General features: G+C 61.0%; 34 protein-coding genes and 2 pseudogenes. 21 read left to right on the forward strand and 15 right to left on the reverse strand.

From position 1 onward, the window contains the following. Window positions 1-36 precede the first annotated feature (36 nt). Window positions 37-294: pseudogene (locus AC1Q6C_RS09750) on the forward strand (sigma factor); the annotation flags it as partial. Here AC1Q6C_RS09750 and AC1Q6C_RS09755 read toward each other — a convergent pair. Together AC1Q6C_RS09755 and AC1Q6C_RS09760 are read right to left on the reverse strand one after the other, a co-directional pair. Next, on the reverse strand, window positions 276-1,577 hold the full coding sequence (locus AC1Q6C_RS09755) for a tyrosine-type recombinase/integrase (RefSeq protein WP_492666566.1): 1,302 nt from the start codon (window positions 1,575-1,577) through the stop codon (window positions 276-278). The pseudogene AC1Q6C_RS09750 and the gene AC1Q6C_RS09755 overlap by 19 nt on opposite strands. Next, window positions 1,475-2,023 carry a helix-turn-helix transcriptional regulator gene (locus AC1Q6C_RS09760; protein ID WP_492666567.1) on the reverse strand — a complete coding sequence of 183 codons (549 nt, stop codon included), beginning with the start codon at window positions 2,021-2,023 and terminating at the stop codon, window positions 1,475-1,477. Before AC1Q6C_RS09760 ends, AC1Q6C_RS09755 begins: the two co-directional genes overlap by 103 nt. Window positions 2,024-2,149: 126 nt before the next feature. On the opposite strand from AC1Q6C_RS09760, the gene AC1Q6C_RS09765 reads away from it, so the two are divergent. From AC1Q6C_RS09765 to AC1Q6C_RS09825, 13 genes are all read left to right on the forward strand, one after another. Then, on the forward strand, window positions 2,150-2,395 hold the full coding sequence (locus AC1Q6C_RS09765) for a helix-turn-helix transcriptional regulator (RefSeq protein WP_492666568.1): 246 nt from the start codon (window positions 2,150-2,152) through the stop codon (window positions 2,393-2,395). Window positions 2,396-2,490: 95 nt separating this feature from the next. Beyond that, on the forward strand, window positions 2,491-2,802 hold the full coding sequence (locus tag AC1Q6C_RS09770) for a hypothetical protein (protein ID WP_492666569.1): 312 nt from the start codon (window positions 2,491-2,493) through the stop codon (window positions 2,800-2,802). A 1,022-nt stretch (window positions 2,803-3,824) separates the two neighbouring features. After that, window positions 3,825-4,133 (forward strand): WhiB family transcriptional regulator, encoded by a 309-nt coding sequence (locus AC1Q6C_RS09775; RefSeq protein WP_492666570.1) that lies wholly within the window; start codon window positions 3,825-3,827, stop codon window positions 4,131-4,133. Beyond that, window positions 4,130-4,303, forward strand: a complete 174-nt coding sequence (locus AC1Q6C_RS09780; RefSeq protein WP_428691291.1) for a hypothetical protein — start codon at window positions 4,130-4,132, stop codon at window positions 4,301-4,303. The genes AC1Q6C_RS09775 and AC1Q6C_RS09780 overlap by 4 nt, the downstream gene beginning before the upstream one ends. After that, the gene (locus AC1Q6C_RS09785; RefSeq protein WP_042926883.1) at window positions 4,300-4,506 is read left to right on the forward strand and encodes a hypothetical protein; all 207 of its coding nucleotides are present in this window, start codon (window positions 4,300-4,302) and stop codon (window positions 4,504-4,506) included. Before AC1Q6C_RS09780 ends, AC1Q6C_RS09785 begins: the two co-directional genes overlap by 4 nt. Next, complete coding sequence (locus AC1Q6C_RS09790; protein ID WP_492666571.1) at window positions 4,503-4,751, forward strand: hypothetical protein; 249 nt, start codon at window positions 4,503-4,505, stop codon at window positions 4,749-4,751. Before AC1Q6C_RS09785 ends, AC1Q6C_RS09790 begins: the two co-directional genes overlap by 4 nt. Then, window positions 4,744-5,127, forward strand: coding sequence for a helix-turn-helix domain-containing protein (locus tag AC1Q6C_RS09795; protein ID WP_492666572.1), 384 nt, complete (start codon window positions 4,744-4,746; stop codon window positions 5,125-5,127). The genes AC1Q6C_RS09790 and AC1Q6C_RS09795 overlap by 8 nt, the downstream gene beginning before the upstream one ends. A 2-nt stretch (window positions 5,128-5,129) precedes the next feature. After that, window positions 5,130-5,747: a hypothetical protein gene (locus AC1Q6C_RS09800; RefSeq protein WP_492666573.1), complete on the forward strand. Its 618-nt coding sequence runs from the start codon at window positions 5,130-5,132 to the stop codon at window positions 5,745-5,747. Window positions 5,748-5,750: 3 nt separating this feature from the next. Further along, window positions 5,751-6,125, forward strand: a complete 375-nt coding sequence (locus AC1Q6C_RS09805; protein ID WP_492666574.1) for a capsid cement protein — start codon at window positions 5,751-5,753, stop codon at window positions 6,123-6,125. 14 nt (window positions 6,126-6,139) lie between these two features. Beyond that, complete coding sequence (locus tag AC1Q6C_RS09810) at window positions 6,140-7,024, forward strand: major capsid protein (protein WP_492666575.1); 885 nt, start codon at window positions 6,140-6,142, stop codon at window positions 7,022-7,024. Between the two features lie 3 nt (window positions 7,025-7,027). Then, window positions 7,028-7,438 (forward strand): hypothetical protein, encoded by a 411-nt coding sequence (locus AC1Q6C_RS09815; RefSeq protein ID WP_492666576.1) that lies wholly within the window; start codon window positions 7,028-7,030, stop codon window positions 7,436-7,438. Further along, window positions 7,431-7,886 carry a phage protease gene (locus AC1Q6C_RS09820; RefSeq protein WP_428691284.1) on the forward strand — a complete coding sequence of 152 codons (456 nt, stop codon included), beginning with the start codon at window positions 7,431-7,433 and terminating at the stop codon, window positions 7,884-7,886. Before AC1Q6C_RS09815 ends, AC1Q6C_RS09820 begins: the two co-directional genes overlap by 8 nt. Window positions 7,887-8,534: 648 nt before the next feature. Then, the gene (locus AC1Q6C_RS09825) at window positions 8,535-8,996 is read left to right on the forward strand and encodes a hypothetical protein (RefSeq protein ID WP_492666577.1); all 462 of its coding nucleotides are present in this window, start codon (window positions 8,535-8,537) and stop codon (window positions 8,994-8,996) included. Window positions 8,997-9,765: 769 nt separating this feature from the next. Here AC1Q6C_RS09825 and AC1Q6C_RS09830 read toward each other — a convergent pair. Beyond that, window positions 9,766-10,395, reverse strand: coding sequence for an NYN domain-containing protein (locus tag AC1Q6C_RS09830; protein ID WP_492666578.1), 630 nt, complete (start codon window positions 10,393-10,395; stop codon window positions 9,766-9,768). A gap of 235 nt (window positions 10,396-10,630) precedes the next feature. Between AC1Q6C_RS09830 and AC1Q6C_RS09835 the strand changes: the two are divergent. Together AC1Q6C_RS09835 and AC1Q6C_RS09840 are read left to right on the forward strand one after the other, a co-directional pair. After that, a pseudogene (locus AC1Q6C_RS09835) lies at window positions 10,631-10,957 on the forward strand (sigma-70 family RNA polymerase sigma factor); the annotation flags it as partial. A 53-nt stretch (window positions 10,958-11,010) separates the two neighbouring features. Next, window positions 11,011-11,727 (forward strand): RsmA family anti-sigma factor, encoded by a 717-nt coding sequence (locus AC1Q6C_RS09840; protein WP_007729130.1) that lies wholly within the window; start codon window positions 11,011-11,013, stop codon window positions 11,725-11,727. 9 nt (window positions 11,728-11,736) lie between these two features. Here the strand turns inward: AC1Q6C_RS09840 and AC1Q6C_RS09845 are convergent, their stop codons facing one another. Next, window positions 11,737-12,303 (reverse strand): helix-turn-helix domain-containing protein, encoded by a 567-nt coding sequence (locus tag AC1Q6C_RS09845; protein ID WP_003942539.1) that lies wholly within the window; start codon window positions 12,301-12,303, stop codon window positions 11,737-11,739. Between the two features lie 98 nt (window positions 12,304-12,401). On the opposite strand from AC1Q6C_RS09845, the gene nox reads away from it, so the two are divergent. From nox to AC1Q6C_RS09865, 4 genes are all read left to right on the forward strand, one after another. Beyond that, window positions 12,402-13,613: a 4,4'-dithiodibutanoate disulfide reductase gene (gene nox, locus AC1Q6C_RS09850; protein ID WP_007729131.1), complete on the forward strand. Its 1,212-nt coding sequence runs from the start codon at window positions 12,402-12,404 to the stop codon at window positions 13,611-13,613. A 131-nt stretch (window positions 13,614-13,744) separates the two neighbouring features. Continuing rightward, the gene (gene trxB, locus AC1Q6C_RS09855) at window positions 13,745-14,752 is read left to right on the forward strand and encodes a thioredoxin-disulfide reductase (RefSeq protein WP_003942521.1); all 1,008 of its coding nucleotides are present in this window, start codon (window positions 13,745-13,747) and stop codon (window positions 14,750-14,752) included. A gap of 38 nt (window positions 14,753-14,790) precedes the next feature. Beyond that, the gene (gene trxA, locus AC1Q6C_RS09860; RefSeq protein ID WP_003942530.1) at window positions 14,791-15,114 is read left to right on the forward strand and encodes a thioredoxin; all 324 of its coding nucleotides are present in this window, start codon (window positions 14,791-14,793) and stop codon (window positions 15,112-15,114) included. Window positions 15,115-15,242: 128 nt separating this feature from the next. Beyond that, window positions 15,243-16,433, forward strand: coding sequence for an N-acetylmuramoyl-L-alanine amidase (locus AC1Q6C_RS09865; RefSeq protein WP_003942558.1), 1,191 nt, complete (start codon window positions 15,243-15,245; stop codon window positions 16,431-16,433). Between the two features lie 20 nt (window positions 16,434-16,453). On the opposite strand, the gene AC1Q6C_RS09870 is transcribed toward AC1Q6C_RS09865, so the two are convergent. The 4 genes from AC1Q6C_RS09870 to rsmG form a co-directional block, all read right to left on the reverse strand. Beyond that, a complete protein-coding gene (locus AC1Q6C_RS09870; RefSeq protein WP_007729135.1) occupies window positions 16,454-17,137 on the reverse strand; it encodes a hypothetical protein in 684 nt (227 codons plus the stop codon). 255 nt (window positions 17,138-17,392) lie between these two features. Further along, window positions 17,393-18,433: a ParB/RepB/Spo0J family partition protein gene (locus AC1Q6C_RS09875; RefSeq protein ID WP_007729136.1), complete on the reverse strand. Its 1,041-nt coding sequence runs from the start codon at window positions 18,431-18,433 to the stop codon at window positions 17,393-17,395. Window position 18,434: 1 nt separating this feature from the next. Further along, a complete protein-coding gene (locus AC1Q6C_RS09880; protein WP_003942510.1) occupies window positions 18,435-19,436 on the reverse strand; it encodes a ParA family protein in 1,002 nt (333 codons plus the stop codon). 81 nt (window positions 19,437-19,517) lie between these two features. Continuing rightward, a complete protein-coding gene (rsmG, locus tag AC1Q6C_RS09885; protein ID WP_039973059.1) occupies window positions 19,518-20,198 on the reverse strand; it encodes a 16S rRNA (guanine(527)-N(7))-methyltransferase RsmG in 681 nt (226 codons plus the stop codon). Window positions 20,199-20,905: 707 nt separating this feature from the next. Here rsmG and AC1Q6C_RS09890 point away from each other — a divergent pair. Beyond that, on the forward strand, window positions 20,906-21,268 hold the full coding sequence (locus tag AC1Q6C_RS09890) for a hypothetical protein (protein WP_003942456.1): 363 nt from the start codon (window positions 20,906-20,908) through the stop codon (window positions 21,266-21,268). Window positions 21,269-21,338: 70 nt separating this feature from the next. Here the strand turns inward: AC1Q6C_RS09890 and AC1Q6C_RS09895 are convergent, their stop codons facing one another. The 7 genes from AC1Q6C_RS09895 to rpmH all read right to left on the reverse strand — a co-directional run bounded on the left by AC1Q6C_RS09895 (window position 21,339) and on the right by rpmH (window position 25,153). Then, window positions 21,339-21,830 carry a DUF6301 family protein gene (locus tag AC1Q6C_RS09895; RefSeq protein ID WP_047272667.1) on the reverse strand — a complete coding sequence of 164 codons (492 nt, stop codon included), beginning with the start codon at window positions 21,828-21,830 and terminating at the stop codon, window positions 21,339-21,341. Window positions 21,831-22,085: 255 nt separating this feature from the next. Then, complete coding sequence (locus tag AC1Q6C_RS09900) at window positions 22,086-22,412, reverse strand: hypothetical protein (protein WP_054781443.1); 327 nt, start codon at window positions 22,410-22,412, stop codon at window positions 22,086-22,088. A gap of 118 nt (window positions 22,413-22,530) precedes the next feature. Further along, window positions 22,531-23,094, reverse strand: coding sequence for a Jag family protein (locus tag AC1Q6C_RS09905; RefSeq protein ID WP_003942504.1), 564 nt, complete (start codon window positions 23,092-23,094; stop codon window positions 22,531-22,533). A gap of 20 nt (window positions 23,095-23,114) precedes the next feature. Next, a complete protein-coding gene (gene yidC / locus AC1Q6C_RS09910; protein ID WP_047272669.1) occupies window positions 23,115-24,221 on the reverse strand; it encodes a membrane protein insertase YidC in 1,107 nt (368 codons plus the stop codon). A 4-nt stretch (window positions 24,222-24,225) separates the two neighbouring features. Beyond that, window positions 24,226-24,606, reverse strand: coding sequence for a membrane protein insertion efficiency factor YidD (gene yidD / locus AC1Q6C_RS09915; protein WP_007729147.1), 381 nt, complete (start codon window positions 24,604-24,606; stop codon window positions 24,226-24,228). Beyond that, a complete protein-coding gene (gene rnpA / locus AC1Q6C_RS09920; RefSeq protein ID WP_003942450.1) occupies window positions 24,603-24,983 on the reverse strand; it encodes a ribonuclease P protein component in 381 nt (126 codons plus the stop codon). The genes yidD and rnpA overlap by 4 nt, the downstream gene beginning before the upstream one ends. Before the next feature lie 26 nt (window positions 24,984-25,009). Then, complete coding sequence (rpmH, locus tag AC1Q6C_RS09925) at window positions 25,010-25,153, reverse strand: 50S ribosomal protein L34 (protein WP_003942540.1); 144 nt, start codon at window positions 25,151-25,153, stop codon at window positions 25,010-25,012. Window positions 25,154-25,655: the final 502 nt, after the last annotated feature.

Below are 25,655 nucleotides of genomic sequence, written 5' to 3' on the forward strand. Positions count from 1 at the left end.
TTCGAGAACAAGAATCTCGAGGCGACGGATTTCGAATTGTTGACTGCTCATGTCGAGGGCGATCAGCATGCGTTCCGTGAACTACTGACCAGGCATCAGGATCATCTATGGCACGTTGCCCGGCGTACGAGCTACTCGGACGAGGATGCGGCCGACGCTCTCCAGGAGGGTCTGCTGTCCGCGCACCGCAAGGCCGCGAAGTTCCGCGGCGACGCGGCGGTGCGTAGTTGGCTCCACACCATCGTGGTCAATGCCTGGAATACTAGGTCAGAAGCTCAGGAAAGGCCCTCGGTACGCAGAGGGTACGCAGTAGATCCAAGCGCCTCATCGAGAAGACCACTCGCTGCCTTGCGAGTGCGATCCTCAGCCTTCGGCCACAGGTGGCTGTATGTGTCCAACGTGACGGACGCAGATGAGTGCCCGAGAGCGCGCTGAACGGTCACTACGTCGCACCCCGCAGCGATCAGTCCCGATGCGAAGTAGTGCCGCAGGGAGTGCAGCTTGACGTCCGTAATGCCTGCCGCAGCCTTCGCTTTGCGCCAGCGCCCACCGACCATGTTGTTTTCCATCGGGTTGCCGTTTAGCCCCTCGAACATCCAGCGTTGCGGGTCGTCGCCAGGGACGTGCAAACGGATGTGCTCGGCCGCCATGTCGATGAGTTCTTTGGGCGCCGCGATCACTCGCTCGCTGCCGTATTTCGGAGGGCGAATCTCGACGACGCCGCTACGGATCCGCTGCGCCTGACGCTCGACGTGAATGTCTCGACGCAAGAAATCGAAGTCCGCCACCTGCAACGCCGACGCCTCACCCGAGCGAAGGCCGGCGAAAGCGCACAGCGCGATGAACAGCGTGAATCGATTCTCTGCGCACAGGATCAGCTTGCCGACCTGCTCGCTGGTCGGAATCACCATGGCAGCCTCAGCGCGCCGAGTGCGGGGGAGTTTGACGCCCTGACTCGGGTCAGACGCGAGCGCCTTGTCGCGTATGGCGGCCTTGAGAATGGAGCGCGCGGTCATCATCCGCGACTTGATGGTCGATGGTGCCAGTGGTTGATCCTGCATTTTCTTGACCCAGGACTCGAAGTGGCTCGCTCGCAGGTCAGCCATGGCTACGTCACGGAACGGAACAGTCCGGTCGAGACGGTCATTCTCGCGGCGCGTGTGGTGTACCCAGACCTGTCGCGGCGCCCATTCGGCGTAGAAGCTGCCGAAGGTGATCTGACCGCGCACGGGGTCGATGTAGTTGCCAGTAATCTGGCTCGCCACGATGTCATCGAGCCACTTCTGAGCGTCAACCTTGCGGTCGAATCGCTTCGTTCGCTCACGGCTATTGTCATCGACATACCTTGCACGCCAACGCTTTCCGGTCCCATACAGTTTCGATTCAACCTTTTGGTCCTTGCCGTCGACACGGACTGTCTTCCACCACAGATCCTCGACGCCGGCGCGCCGGTTACGCCTAGGCGGGGTCATTGTCACCAGCCTTCCGAAACGGCTAGCGGAACCAAAGGCTTCGAGCGCTGATAGATCGGCCCAAGCGATTGCAGAATTGATTGGTACCGCTCCACGAGCTCCCATGGAATTTGACCGTGGAGCTCCTTCCAGAGGTCCGGCCGCAAGGCCGCGATCATCGCAGGCAGCTCGCTCTCTGGAACGTGTCCGTACAGTGCTTCAAACTCGTCATCTACCTCTGAGTAGTAGGTGCAACTCCGAAGCAGCAACTCACCCGCCGCAGACATCTTGATCGACAGATCTCGGGCTTGCGCTTCGTCTGTCGCAGTCATCGACTCGACGGTTTCTCCGAACACCGATGCGATTGCATGCGCCTCATCTAAACGCAATGGGCGCCCCTCGCTTTCGGCCCTGGCCACTGTCTGTTGCCTCCAGTTGAGCCCCACCTTCTCCAGCTCACGCGCGAGGTCACTTTGATTCCAACCTCTGCCAATGCGGAGCTGACGAAGCCGGGTAGCGAAGAGCTTTTCCTGTGTATCTACGTCGTCAGGTTGATTCGTCGGCTCGGTCATTGATTGAGATTAACACCGTTGGCGGGAATTGATCCCGTGCGGAGTGGATTGCAACCTCATAACGTGATAGAACATTCACGACGGGAATTGATCCCGTGAGATGAGTATTCACATGGAAGGTGCTCAGTGACAACACAAACATCCCGCTCCTTCGAGTCGACTCCGGACACAGAGCTAGAGCGGTATCTGACAACCAAGCAGGTCAGCGAGAAGACGAGCATTCCGGTCGGCACTCTCAGATACCTCCGACATGTCAACGAAGGCCCCGAGTCGATGGTGCTCGGAAAAAAGCGCGTGGTCTACAAGCTCTCGAAGCTGAACCAGTGGTTGGCAGCGCAGGAGAACAACAGTGTTCGCGGCGGTGTCGCGTAGTGCGCACAACTCCCACCACGAAAAACGCCCTCGAAGCCGACCAGGGCATCGAGGGCAGTGAGACCGCAATCTCCACCACAGAGAAGGAATCTCCCGTGACTGTACCAACGATCCCCACCACTGCAGAAGTTATCGCCGCTCTGACGCCCGGTACATGCAGGACGACGGTAGCCCTCGAAGCCCTGGTCGGCACCGACCGCGAAGCTGGGCAGGCGCTCGTCAGACTGGATCGATTCGACGAAATTCTCGAAGACGGAACCGTTGCCGTGGACTGCTGGCTTGTGAGCTTCCATCCCGCCGGTCTCGACTTCGCCGAGATTCCAGCGTCGGACATCCCCGTTCTCATCGACAAATTGACCGAGATACATCGTGCGTGGCTCTACCTCGACCCGGCGAACCTCGCATGAGCATCACCGAAGGAATCCTGGCCGCGCTGCTCGCCGGTCAATCGATCGCCTGGCTGATCACCGACTACCGCCGATTCGACGTGGAGGACTAACCACTGTGACTGACTCGATGCGCTACGCGTGGCGCCGGATGGTGGTGCGCGACCCGCACCTCACCGACGCTTCACGGCGCGTCTTGCTCGAGCTCGAGTCGTACGCCGACCCTGACGGATTTAATGCACGCCCTGGTCGCCAACTGATCGCCGAATCGCTACTGACCGAGGACGGACACGTCTCAGAGAAGACCGTCACACGTGCACTGGCCAAGGGGGTCGAACTCGGCTTCATCGAGTGCACGACACACGGTCGCCAGGGCCGCATGCGGAACTCGGCCAACATCTATCGGCTGACATTTCCCACCGATTCCGACCCTCGACTAGTGGACACCCAGATGTCCCCTAATCATGCGCCGACTAGTGGACATCCAGATGTCCCCCAATCGAGTTCGACTAGGGGACATTTGGAGACGACTAGGGGACATTTGGGCTCCACTAAGGGACATCTGGATGTCCCGGTACCAGTTCATTACACCAGTCCACTTACACCAGATCCTTTGTCTCACCTAAGTAACGCGAGCGCGAGAACTTCGGTGGTCGGCGAAAAACCGAAAGATGATTTCCTCGTCGGTGTCACGAATGCGGGCCGCTCCGCGCCCACCGCATCAGCGTCGCAATGTCATCTCTGCAACGGCACTGGCTACTTCGGAACGGTCGTCTGTGACCACAACCCTGACCGCATCAACACCGCGAGGCGAGGCAAGGCACTCGTAGACGCAGCGCTCGCCGCGAATCGAAAGGAAGGTTGATGAAAGACCGCTACGGCGACGACTCCGAACCAGTTGTGTCGAAATTCGACACAACTGCCCACAATCCTGATTGTCGGAACGGATGGCTCGGCGCCGACCTCGACGGCCGCATGATCCCGTGCCTCACATGCAAGCCGCACTTGCGCACCACCGTGCACACAAACGATTTCGGCGTCCGATGACCCCGGAAGCCGAGAAGAAGCCGCGAGCGTCGAAATACGCGCCCGCGCCGATACCCACGATCGACTCACTGATCGACGAACGACTCACCGGCGCAGCATGCGCCGGCATGGCACCACTGTTCGACGCCTACCTCGACGACGAGAGCACCGAACAACGCGAGTACCGACACCACCGCGCAAAAACGATCTGCCTCCGCTGCCCGGTCCGCGCCGAGTGCACCGTCGCAGCAACAGAACACGACGCGTCCGGCATCTGGAACGGACGCCTACGGGACTCCACCCACCGAACGAAGGAAACAGCATGACAACCCACATCGCAGTCAGCCGCAAGCGATCGAAGGCACCCGCGAGGCGCTGCATCACGGCCAAGTGCGCCGAGTTGACCCGTCACCGCTCGCAGCGTTGCCCTGATCACCGCAACGGCGGATCCAGTGCGAACGCTCTCGATCGAGCGGACGCGTACGAAGACCGATGAGCGGGCAGAAGTTACGCCGATGCAAAGCCGAGGGCTGCAATGTTCGACAGCGATCGACCAGCGGTCACTGCAAGCGTCACCGAGACCAGATCCCCGTCTCCGTCGACGAGGGCCTGATTCACCTTGCCGGGTGGACCCTCACGCCACTCGAAGCAATCCGACTCTCCGACAACATCATCGACGCAGTGGAGGAAATACGATGACTGACCTGTTCATCTCGGAAGCGGACGAGCGCAGAGCCGCGGCCTGGACGTTGCACGTCCTCGCCGACGATATGGCCGCCGCCGCCATCGTCGCCGAGTGCGGCCCGATCCACCCCATAGCGGTATTTCGAGCATGCTCGCATGCGGCTCCCGGCTTGTGGCTGGATCCCGAGACGTGCGCCGCAAACCTCGCCTCACACATTCAGACGCTGGCCGAACTCGAGCACGGCATCGACGATGACTAGGGTTCGCCGGCTCGACGGAATCTTCCTCTCGGGTTCCGATGCGAAGTATCTGGCCGAGTCGGTCAAAGTGTTCGACCAACTCGCCAAGCTGCAAGGAATGAAGCTCACGACGAGACTGCGCGCGTTGGGTCGCGAACTCGACGCCGCAGCTTCTGACGTGAAGGCTGACGTAGCCGTCAGAACGCCAGAGTCCGAACAGGTCTGGCTCCCACAATCAGGATATGACCTTTACGGAACCGCCGACGCAGCTCGGGTTCTCGGGTGCTCCGAAAGCAACGTCCGCGACCTCGCGAGGCGCGGGGCCCTCCCTAGCCAGCGAGCGGGCGGTCGCTGGCTACTCGACGCCGATGCAGTCCGGGAGCGCGCAGCGAGGTAGTCGTGGCTGACCTGCGCACCATCCCCGGCGTCGAACTCGTCAAGACCGGGACGTGGGAAATCAGCACCGGCACATGGGAAGTAACCCCCGAACTGCTCGCAGCGACGAAGCACTCCCACGAATCCGGTGCCATCCCGAAGCCCATCGTCAAACTCGGACACACCGACGCACGCTTCGACGGGGAACCGGCACTCGGGTGGATCGAGAATCTACAGATTCGCGATCAGGGCGCGACGTTGGTCGGTGACCTCGCCGGCGTCCCAGCATGGTTGTCCACCATCGCCGCCAGCGCCTACCCGCGCCGATCCATCGAAGGCGTGCACGAACTCGAAGTCGACGGCACCACGCACCCGTTCGTCCTGACCGCTGTCGCACTGCTCGGAGTGACAAAGCCGGGAATCTCGACACTGCGCTCACTGGCTGACGTCCGCGAACTCTACGACGTCGCAGCATCGGCCGGAACACCCGTCACCATCACCCTCGAAGGAAAGGGCGTCAGTACTACCGACACCCTTGCCCCACGCCAGCGCGTCATGGTCCGCGCCGCAGCGGCCCGCCGCCGCCATCGAGCCGCCGAGCAGATCATCGCCGCACTCACAGCAACCGAACAGGAGCCCTAACCCATGTCCAGCCACAACATCGATGTCTACGCCCCCGGAGCCGACATCACCGCCAACGCAACCGCCGATGTACTCGCAAAGCGATTCGTCCGCGTCACCGGCAACCGCGTCGGCGGCAACATCGCCGTAGCGCACGCCGCCGCGGCCGGCCGCATCTTCGCAGTCGCCAAACATGACGCGAAGAGCACCGAACTCGTCTCCCTTGCGCGCGGCGCATCACGGATCGTCAAAGTGACAGCCGGCAGCGTCATCGCAGCGTTCGCCGAGGTGGAGGTCGGCGCAGACGGCAAGGCGATCGCCCTCGCATCCGGTAAGGCCGTGGGCTACGCCGTCACCGGCGCAGCATCCGGTTCCGACGCTCAAATCTCCCTCTACTGAACAGGATTCACACCATGGCAAACTCACTGATTCCCGAACTCAACGGCCGGCGCCTCACCGTAGACGTAGCGCTCAAGAACCCCACCGTCCTGCGTAGCCGCATCGCCACACTCGCGGATCCACAACTGGTTCTCGACAAGTTCTTCACCGCAGCCGGTACACCCGTCGAAGGTGGCGGCATCCTGTTCTCGATCATCAAGGCGAGCGACTTCTACACCGCCAACGATGTCGAGAAGCGCACCCCCGGAAGCGAATACGCCGTCGTCGAAGGCGTGCAGCCCGAACCCAAGCTGGCCACCGTCAACGACTGGGGTGGCAAGTTTCAGGTACTCGACGAGCAGATCACCCGCAATGATGTCTCGTACATCGACACTCAGACGACGCAGTTGACGAACACCATCGTCCGCAAGCTCAACGACGCCGCACTCGAAGCAGTCGAGACCTACATCGGCGCCGAGAACACACTCACCGGCCACAACTGGGGCAACGTCATCACCGTCGGACCCGAAGCGGACCTGACCCCCAACGCCGAGCGTTCGTCTGCCGACCTGTCCGCCGCGCAGCTCGCTGCAACGCTGCAGGAACTGGGCATCGTGCACGACCTGTTGATCCTGCATCCAAACCAAGAGCACGCGCTCAACGTCGCATACGGCGACAAGCTGGCCGACATGCTCACCTCCGCAGGACTGACCAAGTTCGTCAGCCCACGCGTAGAAGCCGGGGTGGCGTACACCCTCAAGAAGGGCGAAGCCGGGATCGTGGGATTCGAGACCCCACTCAAGGTCGAGAGCTACGACGATCGCAGCACACGCAGTAAGTGGGTCCAGGCGTACGCCGTGCCCGCCTTCGCTGTAGAGAAGCCCTACGCGGTCAAGAAGATCGTCGGACTGGCAGGCTGACCCATGGCAACCGTCACCATCGCTCACGCCCTGTTCACCTGGCGTGAAAACGGCGATCACCGCATCGCCTACCACGGCGAACAGGCAAACATCCCCGACGACATCGTGGACCGATACCGACACCTCGGAGTATTCGGCTCACCGGCAACCAATGCTGTTACAGCAGTGGCTGACCCCACCGAGAATGACCCTGCTCCCGTCAACCGTGGTGGTATCCCCACGGTTGCCCTGGACCCCGACCGGCCCAAGAACGCAGCCACCCGCCCGGTATGGGAGGCGTACGCCGTAGGCCGTGGACTCGACCCCGCTGCCCTCGAAGAGATGAACAAAGACTCGATCATCGCGGCAATCAACGAACTCGACGCATCACTCGACCTCGATGCAACACAGGAACAGGAGCAAGACAATGGCTGACACCACCATCAGCGCAGAGCTGTGGACTCGCATACTGGAAGCGCTGGCCTTGCCTGCCGAGGCCGATGTCGAGACCGTCGTAGCGGCGCTCGAGGATCTGGTCACCAGCCCGCCGGCCGATCCGAAAGCAGTTGCCGCCGCGGCCGGACTGACCGCACTGGATCCCACCGTCGTCGCCCAATTGCAGGCAGACGCCCAGCAGGGGCGCGTACTGGCCGCTGCAGCCAAGGAACGCGACATCACTGATCTCGTATCTGCTGCTTTGCGTCGCGGTGCAATTACGCCCGCGCGCAAACAACACTGGATCGACAACATCAAAGCCGACCCCGTCATGGCCGACACCCTGGCCAAGATCCCCAACGAGTTCGCCGTGGGTATTACCGAAATCGGCTACTCGGGCGGCAACGAGGGCGAGGGCATCGTCGAAGCGGCCGACTGGTTCCGCTGACCCCAGGCATCGGCGTCAAGCCCACCCCAGCCGCCACACAGACGGTATAGGGGACGTATGGCCGGAGAGGGAGAAGAGATCCAGTCTCGCAAGGGCTGAGCCTCCTTCGCTCCCAGTGACCTGACCAGCGCCGAGAAACAGAACACCCCGGTCCTCACACAAGAGGGCTGGGGTGGTCTGCTGCGCAAGGGCGATCACGACAACCCCCCGCCAAAATTGTCGGACCCCCCTCCCTCCTGACTGGCCATGTGGTAGTCAGGACGTTTTTTTACAGCGGGCCGAAACGCTACGTGCAAACCGGCATTGAACAGCCGAAATCGACCATTTTCACCGACCGGCGCAAATGGGGTACGTCTGACGTACCCCATCCTCGACCATCCGTAGTGCTGAGTACTACGGATGCCCACATGAGCCTGACCGTGTTTCAACCACGTTCAGGCTGATGGCTGTCCGGCGTTCAACGCCAATCAGGTCCGGACTCAACCAGGGGCTGAGGTAAGTACTACTTACCCCAGGTCGCCATCCGCCACGGCTCGTAATCAGGTGACGCCCCTTCACCTTCCTGCAAAACCGAGCTGGTGTGAGCCAGACTCACACCCCTTCCGTTGCCCTCACTGAGAAGGGTGTGGGACCTGGTATGAATTGCCAATGGGATTGACTCTTGTAATCATCGGCTCGAGTCTCCAATTCCTCGCGCTGGCCTTCACCCTGTCCCAGATCATGGGCGTAATAGGCATCCGCCGCACCTTGATTCAAACAGTCGTCGACGGATATCGACGCCTCCGTGGCAAGCGGTCCGCGGAGGTGCATGTTGTGGCAGCGCGTGCGTATGGACACGGCACGGACCATGCGGAGGTCATCGTCGCGGGGGAAACCGATATTGACCGGCTGAACCGAGTCGTCGATGGTCTCAAAAGCAGGGTCTCTGATATGGACGCTCGAATCGTTGACCTCGGCATCCGAACAAAGTGGGAGCTCGATGATCGTTTGTCCCAACTGCAGATCGACCGGCGCCAACAGGCTGAGAAAGACGCGACATTGGCGTGGTGGGGCGTCGTCTGCGTCGGATTGGGAATCGTATTCCAGGTAGTCGGCTCCGTACTTCAGTGATCAACAGATACGGGACCGTATTTCAACTACGGTCAGCCTGAGGATGGGGTATGCCAGACAGACCCCATCCGTGACCTGCCCTCATCAGTAATGAGGGCAGCCGACTATCGGGTGGACACCAGATGCAAGGGTGTCAGTAGTACTGACACCCTTTGATTTCTTCGCCGACCACCGAAAAACTCCCACCAACGCTTCCCTACGCCGGGAAGCGTTGCGAGATCCCGCAACGCTTCCGACCTTCTCAGGGGATCGCCTGAAAACTCCCGCCGCGCCGCAAAAGTTTTCACGGCCAACCGTGAGAACTCCCCAAGGGTGTACACACACTGGACACCCTTGGATCGAATTTTGCGGCACCCAATCACTAGATCTAGTGCCCTGTTTCCACATCTGCTCCACAGGTTGTGCACAAGAATATTTCCCTGTGTCGGCGTCAAGGCGTATTCTGGATCGATTGTCGATTTCCTCGAAATGTGACGAGCGCCACTATTTGGGAAGGGCTCCCGAAACGAGGCCTGCGAGGGCTTCCAGATGGGGCTTGTTGGCCCCCAGTTTGGCCCCAAATCGATCTTTTCGGGTCAGGGTAGGTGATCGTCTACAACCTGTCGGTTGCGCTTGCCTTAAGCGAAATGAGCGGCAAAATGCCAGCTCAGAGCGTAATACTCGGTGTTGACATGCCGCGCGGGATTGCCTAACTTTGTCCGTACCCCCCCAGTCGCTTCGTCGACTGGCCGCAAGGCCCCAACCATCAGGTTGGGGCCTTTGCTTTGCCCTAAAGCCAGTCGGAAGGCTTCGTCAAATTCCCGTACTGAGCGATGAGAGGGTCGGGGAAATGACTTCGGGCGAGCGCAGATGTGCGGATGTCCTTCGTAAAACTCGGCTTGCAAGCCAGGAGCGCCTTGCTTTGCACCTTGTGCGGGTTGAGGATGCCGACAACTTTGTTCAATTCGTGTCTGACAACCCTCATGGGCTCCTTTAGATCCGAATCGTTGCTGACCACAACGAAAGCATCGGCGTCGTTTCTGAAGGCATCCGCGAGGAGGTAAGTCGCAAGGTTCACGTCCGATCCCTTTTCCTCACTCTTCACGACCTCGACCGTGCTGGGTCCACCCGCCACAGGATTCGCGAGCGGCATCCGCGTGGTCGTTACCAGATAGTGGCCAAAGTGGACACTCACTCGAGGGAGTGTCCCAAGTGCCCTTAGATAGACGTCTTGCCTCTTCGGTGAATCGCTGTTGTGTGCGTTGGATTTGACCCGGGCTGTGAAATAACGAATCCTCTGCACCTGATTCTTCGGCAGGAGGCCGTCAAAGAGCTTCTCAAGGTCGAGCCACTTATGGGGCGAATCCTTAAGGCTCCCGTAGAACAGGTTGAACCCGTCTACGTACACATTCGTGATCATCAACCAGATGATACTGGGGAGCACCTACCAACTTATTCGACAGAGCTGCATAGACAACTCACGCGTACCTCCGATATCTCAACCCCAATTGGACGTGACGCGCCCCTTGGTACGCAGAGGGTACGCAGTAGATCCGAAACAGGCCGAATCTCACCAACGGAAGAAACACACTTTTCCGCAGGTCAGAGGGATGATCCTATCTGGCCAATACTCACCAACGCCCGAGAACGCGTGCGTGGTCAATGCCTGCCTCGACCGGATCCGACGCAACAAATCACGGGCGGCGTTCTCTCTGTCTTCGGAGAACGCGGAGGAACCCCGCGATCACCGCGACTATGCGGCGACAGTGGACATGAGCCTGACCGTCGAACAGGCACTGGCATCGCTGCCGCCTGAGCAGCGTGCTGCCGTCGTCGCCGTCGATGTCGAGGGGTATCCGGTAGCCGAGGCCGCCGAGAGGTTGGGAGTGCCCGTAGGGACCGTGAAGAGTCGCTGCGCCCGCGCGCGCAAGCGTCTTGCCGCCCAGTTGGAGGACTTTCGCGAAGGCGGGAACCATTCGTGAACCGGCCGCGTCCTATCTTGTAAGGGTCCGCATCGACTGCCGAGGGAGGGTTCATGACAGATCCGTCTGTTCGCGTTCCGTCGCCTCCGTTTTCAGAAGACCTACTCGCAGATCTTCACGCCGGGGTTCTCGATTCCGAAACCAGTGCGGCTCTGTGGCCGGTGGTACGCGCAGATCCTGACGCCCATGCATTTGTCACCGCCCTTGACGGCGTCACGGCATCACTCGCGACACTGAACTCGAGCAAGGCCACTCACGAACGGATTCCGAATTCGCTTGCCGAGCGAATCAATTCGGCACTGGATCGACAGTCAGAACAGCTGGAGCCGCCAGCTGAGGCAGCTGTCGTGCCGTTCCGGCGGCGCCCACAAGCGTGGGTTCTCGGTGCCGCAGCAGCCGTGTTGGCGGCCTTCGTGATCGTTGTTATCGGAACCCGAGATTCCGAACCCGCCGAAAGTGTTGTCGCTCAACCGAGCACACCGGCGACGTCTGCTGTCGACGATCCGGATTCGGCGTCTCTGCTCTCACTCGTCGGATCCAAAAACCTTGGACCACTGGATGATCCATCCAAACTTGCCGGATGCCTACGCGCCAACGGCATCGACGAGGGCTGGCCTTTGCTCGGTTCCGGCGAGATTCGCATCGACGGGGCGCCGGCGATAGTCCTACTCTTCACGGGATCGCAGCCGCGTCAGATCACTGCACTGACTGTTGGCATCAACTGCAGCGACGGGAATCCGAATACGTTGTCGGTCAAGAACATCGGCTGACGTCGACGGTCAGCGCGGCGATGCCGCCGGGAGTAAGAGCTCGAGGATTCTTTCGCGTAGCGCATCTGTATCGTCCTCGACCGCTATCAGACTCGAAAACATCGCTGCCCCGGCCGCCAGAACCAGCACGGCCTTGGCATCGAGCAGTGCCGATTCAGGATCTTCGGCGTTCTGAAGGAACAGTTGCGTACTCGGTCCACTGAACCCGCGCCACAATTCGTTGCGCAGGTCGTCGTGGTCGCGCAGGGCCGCCAGCAATCCTGGCGACGCGGCGCGAACCTCGGGACGGGAGAAGAGCTGAGCACTTCCCTCCACCACCCAACGGATCCAGCCGTCGCGATCGGTGCCCTCGAACGGTGTCAGGTCCGGTGTCGCCCCCAGGATCGACCCGAGAACAAGATGTGCCTTCGACGGCCATCGCCGCGACATCGAGGCTCGGCTGACCCCTGCCCGTGCCGCGATCGCCCGGAGACTGAGTTGATCCCAACCGACCTCGAGGAGCATCGCTCGGGTGACCTCGAGGACTGTGTCGTCGATGCGTGGGTCTCGTGGGCGACCTGATCCTGTGGCATTCATCGTGTCGAATTGTCGGACAGATTGGCAGTAGGCGCTATATCGTCGTAGTTACGAGTCCACTGGCATCGTAAAGATCAGGCCGCCGCAGGAAGTTGAAAATGACCACAGCGCCCACACCGTCGATATTCGAACCCGCACGTCTCGGCCCTCTGACCTTGCGCAACCGCATCGTCAAAGCTGCAACGTTCGAGGGCGTCATGCCCCGGGGAGCGGTCTCGGACGATCTGATCAACTTCCACGCCGAGGTGGCCCGCGGCGGGGCCGCGATGACCACTGTCGCCTACTGCGCCGTCTCACCAGGTGGACGAGTCCACCGCGACACCCTTGTCATGGACGAGCGCGCGCTGCCGGGACTACGCAGACTGACCGACGCCGTCCACGCCGAAGGCGCACTTGCTGCGGCGCAGATCGGCCACGCTGGACTGGTCGCCAACACGCTCTCCAACAAGACGAAAACTCTGGCGCCGTCGACCCGGCTGAGTCCGCCCGCGATGGGCCTCGTCAAAGGCGCGACACTTGCCGAACTCGACGGTGTCGTCTCCGACTTCGAACGGACCGCCCGTGTCGCCGTGGACGCAGGATTCGACGCCATCGAGGTCCATCTCGGCCACAACTACCTCCTCAGTTCGTTCATGAGCCCGAATCTGAACAAGCGCCACGATCGATACGGTGGCAGCGTCGCCAAGCGCGCCGAGTATCCGCGTCGAGTCGTCGAAGCGGTGCGACGGGCCGCTGGATCCAGCGTGGCGGTCACCGCGAAATTCAACATGTCCGATGGGGTGCCGAAAGGTCTGTGGCTCGACCAGAGCCTGCCGATCGCCCAGATCCTCGAAGCCGACGGCCACCTCGACGCGATGCAATTGACCGGTGGTAGTTCACTTCTCAACGGAATGTACTTCTTCCGCGGCGAGGTCCCACTGGCTGAGTTTGTCGCCTCCCAACCCAAACTCGTCGGGTACGGGCTGAAGTTCTACGGTCCCAAACTCTTTCCGACGTACCCGTTCGAGGAGGGCTTCTTCCTGCCCTTCGCCCGTCAGTTCCGACAGGCGCTGAGGATGCCACTGATCCTGCTCGGCGGCATCAACCGCGTCGACACCATCGAGCACGCACTGGATGAAGGATTCGAATTCGTCGCCATGGCGCGTGCGCTCCTCAGGGACCCACAACTGGTCAACAAATTCCAAGCCGAGAGCGTCGACGAGGGGTTGTGTATCCACTGCAACAAGTGCATGCCCACCATCTACACCGGCACGCGCTGTGTGGTTCGGGACGCGCTTGTGGTTCGGGAGGCACCGCGCCCCGCCCCGTGAGTCCCGCGCTGTGAGCTGCCGGCTGTGAGCCACTTTCCAGCGGAGTGCGGGAACAACACCCCTTATCCTGGTGTTGATCGGTACGGCTCTCCAAGAAGCGGAGGGTCTGCACTCACTATTGGAAGGCTCGCATGACCACCCAGCTGGAAAACACGCCCGCGGTCCATGACGTCATCATTGTCGGTTCCGGACCGGCCGGATACACCGCTGGTGTCTACACCGCGCGCGCTGAGCTCCAGCCCCTGCTGTTCGAGGGAACCCAGTTCGGTGGCGCCCTCATGACCACCACCGAGGTCGAGAACTTCCCCGGATTCCGCGAAGGAATCATGGGCCCCGACCTGATGGAACAGATGCGTGAGCAGGCACTTCGCTTCGATACCGACATCCGCACCGAGGACGTCGAAGAGATCGATCTCAGCGGCCCGATCAAGACGGTCGTCGCGAACGGCGAAACGTACGCCGCGCACGCGATCATCCTCGCCATGGGCGCGGCAGCCCGTTACCTCGGCATTCCCGGTGAAGAACGCCTCCTCGGCCGCGGCGTCAGCGCCTGCGCCACCTGCGACGGCTTCTTCTTCCGTGACCAGGACATCGTCGTGGTCGGCGGCGGCGACTCCGCGATGGAAGAGGCAACCTTCCTGACCCGCTTCGCTCGCTCGGTCACCCTGGTGCACCGCCGCGAGGAATTCCGCGCCTCACGGATCATGCTCGAGCGCGCCAAGGCCAACGAGAAGATCCGCTTCCTGACCAACGCGGAGCCCGTCGAGGTCCTCGGCGAGAACAGCGTCACCGGGCTCGTCGTTCGTGACACCGTCACGGGTGAGACCTCCACACTCGAGATCACCGGCATGTTCGTCGCCATCGGCCATGACCCGCGCAGTGAGCTCGTCAAGGGCCAGGTCGATCTCGACGACGCCGGATACGTGCGCGTCGCTCCCGGTTCCACCGCGACCTCCGTCGACGGCGTCTTCGCTGCCGGTGACCTGGTCGATCACACGTACCGTCAGGCGATCACCGCTGCCGGCACCGGATGCTCCGCAGCAATCGACGCCGAACGCTGGCTGGCCGACCGCGGCGACATCACCGCCAACACGCTCGACGCAGCCGGCCACACGGTCGACGTCGTCGGCGCTCCCTGATTCATCAAGCTGTCGTACCCAACCCTCGAGGAGTAACAGTGTCGAATACCGTCACCATCACCGACGATTCCTTCAAGCAGGACGTCCTGGGCAGCGACAAGCCCGTTCTGGTCGATTTCTGGGCAACCTGGTGCGGCCCGTGCAAGATGGTCGCCCCGGTACTCGAGGAGATCGCTGGCGAGAACAGCGAGAAGCTGACCGTCGCGAAGCTCGACATCGACGCCAACCCGGCGGCCGCCCGCGATTTCCAGGTCATGTCGATCCCGACGATGATCCTGTTCAAGGACGGCAAGCCGATCAAGACGATCGTCGGCGCCAAGGGCAAGGCCGCACTGCTCAAGGACCTCGCAGACGTTCTCTGACGGCTGGATGAGCATCGTGGATTCTCGCAATCCACAGAATTTCTGAGATAATCGATCGATGTGCCTGATCGGGTCTACGACCAGGCACATCGATCGAATTCGTTAACCGATCCGAGAGGCTTTCACGCATGCACAGACTCCGACACGGCGATCACGGCCCGGCCGTCGCCGAGATTCGGGGCACATTGACGAAGCTGGGATACCTCCATCACGGAACTTCCGGTATTCGACGTGAAAGCGCCGACGGTGCCCACTGGGTTGCACCCGACGCCATCTTCGATCATCAACTCGACAGCGCCGTTCGCGCCTTCCAGCAGCAGCGTGGGCTCCTTGTCGACGGCATCGTGGGCCCGGCCACCTATCGGTCACTTCGCGAGGCCTCGTACCGCCTGGGCGCCCGTACGTTGATTTACCAGCTTTCTGCGCCGCTGTACGGCGACGACGTCGCAGCTCTGCAGGCCAAACTGCAGGACCTCGGCTTCTACGCAGGTCGGGTCGACGGTTTCTTCGGCCCGCAGACCCACGAATCTCTCTCGTCTTTCCAGCGTGAAATCGGGATCGCCGCCGACGGTATCTGCGGACCGCAGACACTGCGTTCGCTGGAACTGCTGGGAACTCGCGTCACCGGCGGATCGCCGCACGCGATCAGCGAAGAGGAGCTGGTGAGGCGCAAGGGCCCACAGCTGGGCGGCAAGCGCATCGTCATCGATCCAGGCCTCGGTGGTCCGTCCACCGGCACCATCGTCAACGGCATCTCCGAAGCCGACATCCTGTGGGATCTGGCTATGCGCCTCGAGGGGCGGATGGCAGCAACCGGGATGGAAACCTTCCTCTCCCGCCCGCACAACGCCGATCCGAGCGAGGCCGAGCGCGCGCTGACGTCCAACGCATTCGACGCCGATCTGATGATCTCCCTGCGCTGCGACAGCAACTCGAGCCCGTCGGCGAACGGCGTCGCGAGCTTCCACTTCGGAAATTCGCACGGTTCGGTCTCGATGATCGGTCAGGTGTTGACCGGTTTTGTTCAGCGCGAGATCGTTGCGCGAACTCCGTTGCGGGACTGCAGAACTCACGGTCGAACGTGGGAGTTGTTGCGCCTGACCAACATGCCGACAGTACAGATCGACCTCGGCTACCTGTCCAACGCGTCCGACGTTGCGGTACTGACGAATCCGCGGATGCGTGACACCATCGCCGAAGCCATCTTGATCTCGGTCAAGCGGCTGTACCTGCTGGGTCAAGACGATCAGCCGACCGGCACCTTCACCTTCGCCGAGCTTCTCGCAGAAGAACTTTCGGTAGCCGACCGCATTTCGTAGATCCTGCGGTCGGCACCTGCTCACACTCTGGCGAGTTCGCTGATCTCCACCATTTCGAGAGCTGCGGCCTTCAGTAGACGGTCGAGGGCTTCTTCGACGTCGACTTTCCATTCGTGATCTCGATTGAGTTCGAGACGAAGCCGCGGATAGCGATGGTGCGGTGCCACGACCTCGAAACCGTAGTCCTCGAGGAACTCGGCACTGATCATGCATTCTGCGGGTGAACATTCCAGAGCTGCCGTTGCACTGGCCACGTCGGAAGCAGGTCCCAAGTCGTCGCTACGGATACCGAATGCCTCGAGCGCACGAACTCCTCGTCGGACCAGATCTGTCACGACAGCGGCCAGCAGGCTCGGCCCTAGTTCTTCCTCTATGCCCGAGGGCTCGAGGCGAAGGCTTGTCAGAAGCACTGCGTCCGAGCTGACCGGGCTGGTGGGAAACAGTTGCGCGCGCGGGATCATGCGGGGAGGGGCGTACAACGCACTGCCGAGCGGCTTTCCGTCGCGGACGGCGACCTGTCCGCACGAACCCCACTCGAGCATGACCATCGACAGCCAGGCTTCCTTCTCGAATTCCTGATCACAGAATCCTCGGGCGTCGTGAAGCGCGCCCGGGTCCATCTCCCAGAACACGCATCGGCGCGCATGGGCGGAAAGCTGATCGAGGCTGTCGAGTGTGAGAGAGGTGATGACGTGAGTCGACACTGACTAACTCACTCTCCGTAGGTCCCCGAAGCGGTTTTGATGCTCGCCCGCTGCTTTTCTCTTCTCCAGGATAGGCCAGCTACGACAAGTCGGCAGTGGCACGAGAGTTGATCGCCCTAATATATTGCTGTTCAACATCTTTCGTCCCGGTTCAAGATTTCGAGAAGCTCGGACCACCTAGATTTGTCACAGTGACGAAAATAGGTGGTGTGCCCGGTCATCATGATTACGTCACCAAACGGGCATCCGAGTTCTCTACTTGGATTTCTGTGCTTCCATCATTCCGACGATGCGTTGTAGGTCGTCGACCGAGCCGAATTCGACCACAATCTTTCCCTTCCGCTTGCCCAGACTGACAGTCACCCGAGTGTCGAACGAGTCCGACAACCGCTCGGCCACATCCTGCAGACCCGGCATCACGATGGGCTTGCGCTTCTGTGGGGGAGCGATCTCATTATCCGCCCGGTTGGCCAGAGTGACTGCTTCCTCCGTCGCGCGAACAGACATTCCTTCCGCGACGATGCGCGCCGCCATGACCTCCTGAGCGTCGGCACCCGCCTCGAGGGACAGCAGTGCGCGAGCATGGCCGGCCGAAAGTACTCCAGCCGCAACGCGACGCTGAACCGCCACCGGCAGCTTCAGCAGACGAATCATGTTGGTCACGACGGGACGCGAACGTCCGATCCGATTGGCCAATTCTTCGTGGGTGACTTCGAACTCCTCGAGCAGCTGCTGATACGCCGCTGCCTCCTCGAGGGGGTTCAACTGAACTCGATGGATGTTCTCGAGGAGCGCGTCGCGCAGCATCGAGTCGTCATCTGTTTCACGAATGATCGCCGGAATCTTCTCCAGCCCGGCTTCCTGGCTCGCGCGCCAGCGACGCTCACCCATGACAAGTTGGTACTTGTCACCGTGACGACGGACCACGATCGGCTGCATCAATCCGAACTCGCGGATCGAGTGAACCAACTCCGCGAGTGCTTCCTCGTCGAAAACGCTGCGAGGCTGCTTCGGGTTCGTCTCGATCAGGCTCGGTTCGATCTCGAGATAGACCGCGCCGGTCGGCTCGAGTTCGGTCTCCGGCTCAGCTTCCACCGGAGCCTTCGCAGCCGACGCCTTGGTGGCTTTCTGCGTTTTCGGGGCCGCCTTGGTCGGTGGGGGAGGGGAGGGGTTGCGCTTGTCGACGCCGATTACGACGTCCGCTGCAGCCGATCCCAGACCCGGCGCCGTGGCCGGCCCAGTGGGGATGAGAGCAGCCAAGCCGCGGCCCAATCCACCTTTGCGTGCTTGACTCATCTCACTGCTCCTGGGTCGTCGTGGTGGCAGAGCGGGCGGCAAGTTCACGGCCGGCGTCGAGGTAACTCATGGCGCCACGCGAACCCGGGTCGTAGTCGAGAACTGTCATCCCGTATCCGGGAGCCTCGGACACCTTCACGCTGCGCGGAATCACAGCGCGCAGAACGGCCTCACCGAAGTGCTTGCGTACTTCTTCGGCGACCTGGTCGGCCAGCTTGGTGCGCCCGTCGTACATCGTCAGAAGGACGGTGGAGACATGCAGATCCGGGTTGAGATGAGCCTGGACGAGTTCGATGTTGCGGAGCAACTGACCGACCCCCTCGAGGGCGTAGTACTCGCACTGGATCGGGATCAGAACTTCCTTGGCAGCGACCATCGCGTTGACGGTCAGCAGTCCCAGCGAGGGCGGGCAGTCGATGAGGACGAAGTCGACGTCAAGCTCTGCGAGCACCTTGTCGTTGAGCGCGCCTTTGAGTCGATTCTCGCGGGCAACCATGGAGACCAATTCGATCTCGGCGCCCGCCAGATCGATCGTTGCCGGGATGCAGAGAAGGCGCTCACTGTGCGGGCTGGTCTGGATCGCCTCCGGGGCCTTCACTTCGCCTATGAGCAGCTCGTAGCTCGACGGGGTGCCCGAGGTATGGACGACGCCCAGAGCGGTGCTGGCGTTGCCCTGAGGGTCCAAATCGACCACAAGGACAGTGAGCCCTTGAAGAGCGAGCGCCGACGCAAGGTTCACCGTGGTCGTCGTCTTGCCGACGCCACCCTTCTGGTTCGCGATGGTGATCACGCGGCGGAACGCCGGCTTCGGCAGCGTCACCGAATGGGGATGAAGCACTTGGCTCGCTCGATGCGCGGCCGCCCCGATGGGGGTCTCCTCCGAGGAGATCGCCGCGTAGGGGGCGGTGAAATTGTCGTCGTCGTTGACGATCTGATCCGCACCCGCACTCGTGTGCTGCTTCGGTGTTTCACGTGAAACGGCGGATTCAGATCGACCCGACATTGACTGCTCCTTCGATTGGGAATCGATCACTAGGTGCTCTCATCATCTGTACATTGCTCTCGATTGCATGCGTGTAAATCATCAACGCTGGCGGCGCTTCGGGAGACGTTCGGCCTTCACCACAACAGTGGGGGTGCGGAGAATCTTGGCTCCGCATTCGAGTATTTCCAACTTACCTGCGCCCAACTTGGTGAGCGCCGTACGGTCTCGCTCGATCTCCTCGGAGGCGCTCGAACCCTTGAGTGCCAACATCCGGCCGTGCTCGTGAATGAGTGGGAGGGACCAACGTGCGAGCTTCTCGAGAGGCGCCACAGCTCGCGAGGTGACTACATCCGCGCCGCCCGCTTCCTTCACAACACCCGATTCCTCGGCTCGCCCTCGGACAACCAATACGTCCAATCCGTTGGACTCGATGAACTCCGCGAGGTACACCGAGCGTCGAAGCAACGGTTCGACCAGAGTCACCTTCAAGTCCGGGCGGGCGATTGCGAGAGGGATACCGGGTAGGCCGGCGCCGCTTCCAACGTCCACAACCGACTCGCCTTCGGCAATCAACTCACCGATGACGGCGCAATTGAGAAGGTGACGCTCCCACAGTCGAGGGACTTCACGGGGACCAATGAGCCCGCGCTCGACACCATCCGTCGCCAGGGATTGGTAATACCGTTCCGCGATCTCATATCTGTCACCGAACACTGCGCGCGCAGTCTCTTGTTCGTCCCAGTCAACCGACGCCGCACCATTCTGTTCCACGTGAAACATCCTCCCGCGTAAACCGCGAAATCAACAATCAAGACCGAAATCATTATCCGCTCTGGAGCCGACATGTGTTCGCTTCTGCACACCGACTCGCTGTGAGTCTGCCGACTCGTTCATTCTTTGGGAAGTATTCGGCCCAAAATTCAAGCGGGGGAGGGGAGGGGTTCACGTTCCACGTGAAACATCGCGCTGATAAGTCTTCCAATTCTGACGCGTTTCACGTGAAACATAGCCGGGCGATCGAATGCAGATAGGAGCGCAATTCTTAGTATCATCACAGTGACGAAACTGCCATGGGTAGTTACATGGATGGAATTCTGACCCAAAAAGACCAATTTTCGATGAAAAAGTCGTTGCAAAAGATCGCCGACGTCGGACTGCAGAACGGACTCGGTCAGTCAGATCCTCTCTGTAGGTCGACTCGGAAAACAGACTTCGATTCCAGATCTCGGACAGCTTCGGTATCTCATCGCCGGTTGTTGCGAGCGATACATCCGTCGGCTTGACACCCCTGTTGCGGGACACCGAAGACTTGGCATCGCAAACCGCGAATCAATCCAAGGAGCTTCGCACCACAGGATGCGCATGGAGAGTTCGCCTTCGATGTGGATACCGGTGTCGGCGGGAAGATCAAAGTCGAGCAGGGGACCTGCCCGATGCGCAGGATGAATTCCTGCGCCTAGGCTCTGCGCGATTAAGATCCGCGCTTGGTGCGGGAGTTGTTGGACGGCAAGGACTACCTGTTGGTGCATACCGAACCCGGAACCAACAAGATCACCGCTTACGAGTTCGATCCGGGCACAGCGAAGTCCTTCCACCTCGAACAGTCCGGATCCGCCCTCATGACGAGACCAGCAGCAGGTGTGGGCGCGACGCCGATCGCACACCCCGCGAGTCAACCGAACTCAAGGCGGTCCCATGATTACCCCGACGCGGTCCGCAGTGTATGGACCGGAGCCCGTGTAGGCGATGTCGATTCCGGTTTGCTTGGCAAAGTAGTCGCCGCCGATCTCACCCCGAAGCCCGCAACAACATCATCGACTTTGCGTGGCGACGAAGCCCATTCGATGTGAGTGGTCCGATTCGTGTGAGGAGCGCGCAAACCTGTTCCCGCACCGGATGCGATCTCGCCGACCTCGATCGCTAGTCCTCGTCCTCGTACTCCGGTTCGGGCTCATCCACCCATGCCTGATATCCCGGACTCGTCAGACGCAAGTCGATCGCATTGACACCCAGGTGCAGTGAAATGACCGCTTTCGGCAGGTCCCACCGGAGAGCTGTCTTTGGTTCGGGTTCGGCGCTCGTGGCTGTCCCCAGGAGTGCGGTAAATGCCACATCGAGGTTCGTGAACCCTTCGTCCAGCAGCGGGCGCACCACTGTCATGGGCGTAGCGTCATCTGCCACGTCCGTGACGAAGATCGAGATCCAATTCATTCTGTGTTGCCGCCCGAACATTATCGATTCGGACTGACCAACACGGAGTCCGGTCCGAATCGAGGCGCCGGTCTGATCCAATTCAACGACCTCCCATCCAGCCTGTGCGCAGAAGGGTTCCAGGTCGTCGACGGACCAGGTCCAGTCAAATTCTGCGGCGAGGCGGGCAATCCGGGTGGCGCCTTCGATGTCGACGTGCATGTGCGGATGCTACTTCCTTCGTGATCGTTGTTGACGACGCCCCAATCCGGGGGCCGTCAAAGTGAGGGCTCGCGGGTTGTCGGTCATCGGATGCCAGCGCCGAGGTGGCGACCTTGCCAGCAGGCCTGACGACGTCAGGTCGGGGATCCATTGTGGTGGCAATCTGAGTCGGAGTTCGAGGGCTCGGGCAACAACCATCGATCCGGTTTCACGTGAAACGAAGGCCGACTATTCGGTCTGGGGGAGGGGAGGGGCTCACATGTAGTACGGCATGTTGTCGATCGAATATCCGAACATGCACAGTGCACCCCCGACGAACAAGAAGGCAATCGCGAAGCTGAGCATGACCGGTCTTCCGGATCGCCATGCCAGTGCAAGTGGAATGAATACGACGGCGACTACTCCCAGCGGCAACAACCAGCAGAGCCAATACTTCAGACCGCCCGGCGGAAAGGACTGGACTTCCATCTTCTGCTGTAGTTCGAAGACCACGGGCCAATAGCTCAGGCCGCACACGAGCATCCCTATCAAGGCCCCAAGGGTCATCAATCTGAGAGAGAATCCGGACCGCTCGTTGGACATGTCGACAACGATAGGCAGACCTTCACCGTGGCGCCGGATTCGGTTTCACGTGAAACACTCTCGGACACAAAAGCGGGCCCCGGAAAATCCGGGGCCCGCATTCGATCAGGGGGGAGTGTCAGTCCTTGAGGACAACCACTCGACGAGACGGCTCAGCGCCTTCGCTCTCGCTGGAAACACCGGCGACCTTGGCGACGGCGTCGTGCACGATCTTGCGTTCGAACGGCGTCATCGGAGCAAGCTCTTCGCGTTCGCCGGTCTCGAGAACACGCTGTGCAGCTTCCGCACCGAGAGCACTGAGTGCCTCGCGGCGGCCCGCCCGCCATCCGGCGATGTCGAGCATCAAGCGGCTGCGCTCGCCGGTCGACTGTTGAACAGCCAGACGAGTCAGCTCTTGGAGAGCATCCAGAACCTCACCCTTACGTCCCACAAGCTTGGTCAGGTCGTCGCCGCCGTCGATGCTGACGATCGCCCGATCGCCCTCGACGTCAAGGTCGATGTCTCCGTCGAAATCGAGCACGTCGAGCAACTGCTCGAGGTAGTCGCCGGCGATCTCGCCCTCTTCGATCAAATCGTCATCGGAATCGTCGATGTCTACATCCACATCGGTAACCGGCGCAGTGGTCTCGGTGCTCACGTCTGCGTTCTCTCCATCCACAACGATGTCAGCTTCACTGGACATTGGTCGTTCTCTTTCCTGGATCAGCGCCGTTTATTGCGCTTGGGGGAGTTGCCGCGGTTGCTCTGTGGCCGGTTCTGTTTGGGTTTCGACGTGGAACCACCACCGGAACCCGAGGGCTTCGGCTGTGGCTTCTTGAGCGAAACTTCCGGGGCGTCACCGTCGTCGTCGGCTGAATCCGCGGTCTTCAGCGCAGCCGGAGATCCCTTCTTCTTGCTGGGATCAGGACGGGCACCGGGCTTGGGCGCATTGTCGTTGCGGCGAGTGATCGCTTCCTGCTTCTTGGCTTCTTCTTCCGCGTCGATCTTGCGGAAGACGAGGTGCTGCTGACCGTAGGTCCAGATGTTGTTCGACACCCAGTACAGGAGGATCGCGATCGGAAGGAACGGTCCACCGACCAGAACACCGAGCGGGAAGACGTACAGGGCGAGCTTGTTCATGATCGCGGACTGCGGGTTCGCGGCAGCTGCTTCGCTCTGACGGGCAACAGAAGCGCGTGAGTTGAAGTGCGTCGCGATGCTGGCGATGATCATCAGCGGAGCGGCCACGAGAATGATGTTCAGCCGTGACGGAAGCTCGGGAACGTTCTCGGTGACGTAGGCCTGAAGCTGCGCAACCGGCGTCGTGATCGCGGCCGAGATGGGCGCGCCGAACAGACGAGCATCCAGGAACGACTGGACGTCAGTGGCCGAGAAGACGTAGTTCGGGGTGTTGAGGTTGTCCTCGGCGCTCATGCCCAGCTGGCCCATGCCGGTGCCGGTGCGGTTGAACGAGCGCAGGACGTGGAACAGACCAATGAACACCGGAGCCTGAGCCAAGACCGGGAGACAGCCCATGATCGGGTTGAATCCGTGCTCCTTCTGGAGCTTCTGCATCTCGACGGCCTGGCGCTGACGGTCGCCCGAATACTTCTTCTGCAATGCCTTGATCTGTGGCTGCAGTTCCTGCATCTGACGCGTCGTGCGGACCTGCTTCACGAACGGCTTGTACAGAACCGCACGCAAGGTGAACACCAGGAACACCACGGAAAGCGCCCAGGCTATTCCGTTGTCCGGGCCGAGAATGAACCCGAAGACCTTGTGCCAGACCCACAGAATCGCGGATACCGGATAGTAGATGAAATTGAGCACGGCTCTAAGTACTCCTCTGTTCGTCCGTCGGACTGTGACACGCTGCGCGTGCTTCCGGACAGCTATGGCGGCTACCCGCATCACGGTCACGACGGGCAGGGACAGGGTCCCACCCTCCAGAATGCCAGGGGGCACACTTCGCCAACCGCACCACAGTCAAGAAAAGGCCTTTGATCGCCCCGTGAGTGCGCAGCGCTTCGACTGCGTATTCACTGCAGGTGGGGGTGAACCGGCAGGTCGGCATCCTCAAGGGCGACACATACGTCCGGTACAACTCGATACAGAAGATGAGAACAGTGGCGGGAGCGCGACGCACAGCCTTCAACACCGTGATGACACGGGAGGCTCTGGGAGTCTCGATCTGCTCAGAGAGCGGAGTACTCATGGCTCTTCACTTACCGACACCAATAGGTTCATTTTGGTCAGGCCCCCGCGCAACTGCTTGGCCAGTTCGGCTGAACTGGCGGTAGCTGCACCCGGAAGTGCGCGGATAACCACGTCTGTCTCCGGTGAAACCTGTCCGACGAAATCTGCACAGATATGACGAAGCCGGCGTGCGACTCGATGTCGAATCACCGCCGGCCCGACAGCCTTGCTCACGATCAGCCCGAACCGGGGACCGTGATTTGTTACTACCAGCGCCTCTACTTGCTCGCGATCGAACGCGTGCACGACAAGGTCGCGTCTTCCCATACGACGTCCACGTCGCACCGCCACGGAGAAATCCGCGTGGCGACGCAACCGGAACGGCTCAGGCAACACCCCGAGCTCCTGAACTCGAAATCAGATCAGGCGGTGAGGGAATCGCGGCCCTTACGGCGACGCGCCGAAACGATTGCACGACCCGCACGGGTACGCATACGAAGACGGAAGCCGTGAACACGCGCGCGGCGGCGATTATTCGGCTGGAACGTCCGCTTGCCCTTGGCCACGGTCAACACTCCTCGAAGTTCATTGACGCCTCCCGGCGTCATTCAGTGATCGACGCCTTACGGCGCCTTTGGATACAACAGGTACAGAACAATCAGCTTCACTCGTTGTGGCTTGGAAGACCGTTCCGACCTGACATATGTAGCCAGCACGAAGCGATCACCACCAGCGGGTGACCGTTCGAGGTTACTTACCACCGTTGCCAAGGTCAAACCAGCCCGATTCAGGGCCCTCCCGCGGCAACTGCGGCGACACGCCGACACTTCCATTATTCCGAAGATTCCGTTCGCGGTGTGCATACGGCCGTGACCTCGAGCGAGGCGGCAAGTGTGACCTTGGCAACAGTTCCGCTACGGAACGCAGGTGGCCCGAAGGCAACCCGGACAGTTCCAACCGCGCACGCTCTCGACAAGGCCTCATCAGCACATACGGGCACGAGCACCGGACGCGACCCCGAATCCCGAGTTTCCACATTCATCCACAGGGCTGTGAGTGTTGACGCAT

Source organism: Rhodococcus sp. MT28 (assembly GCF_058792695.1).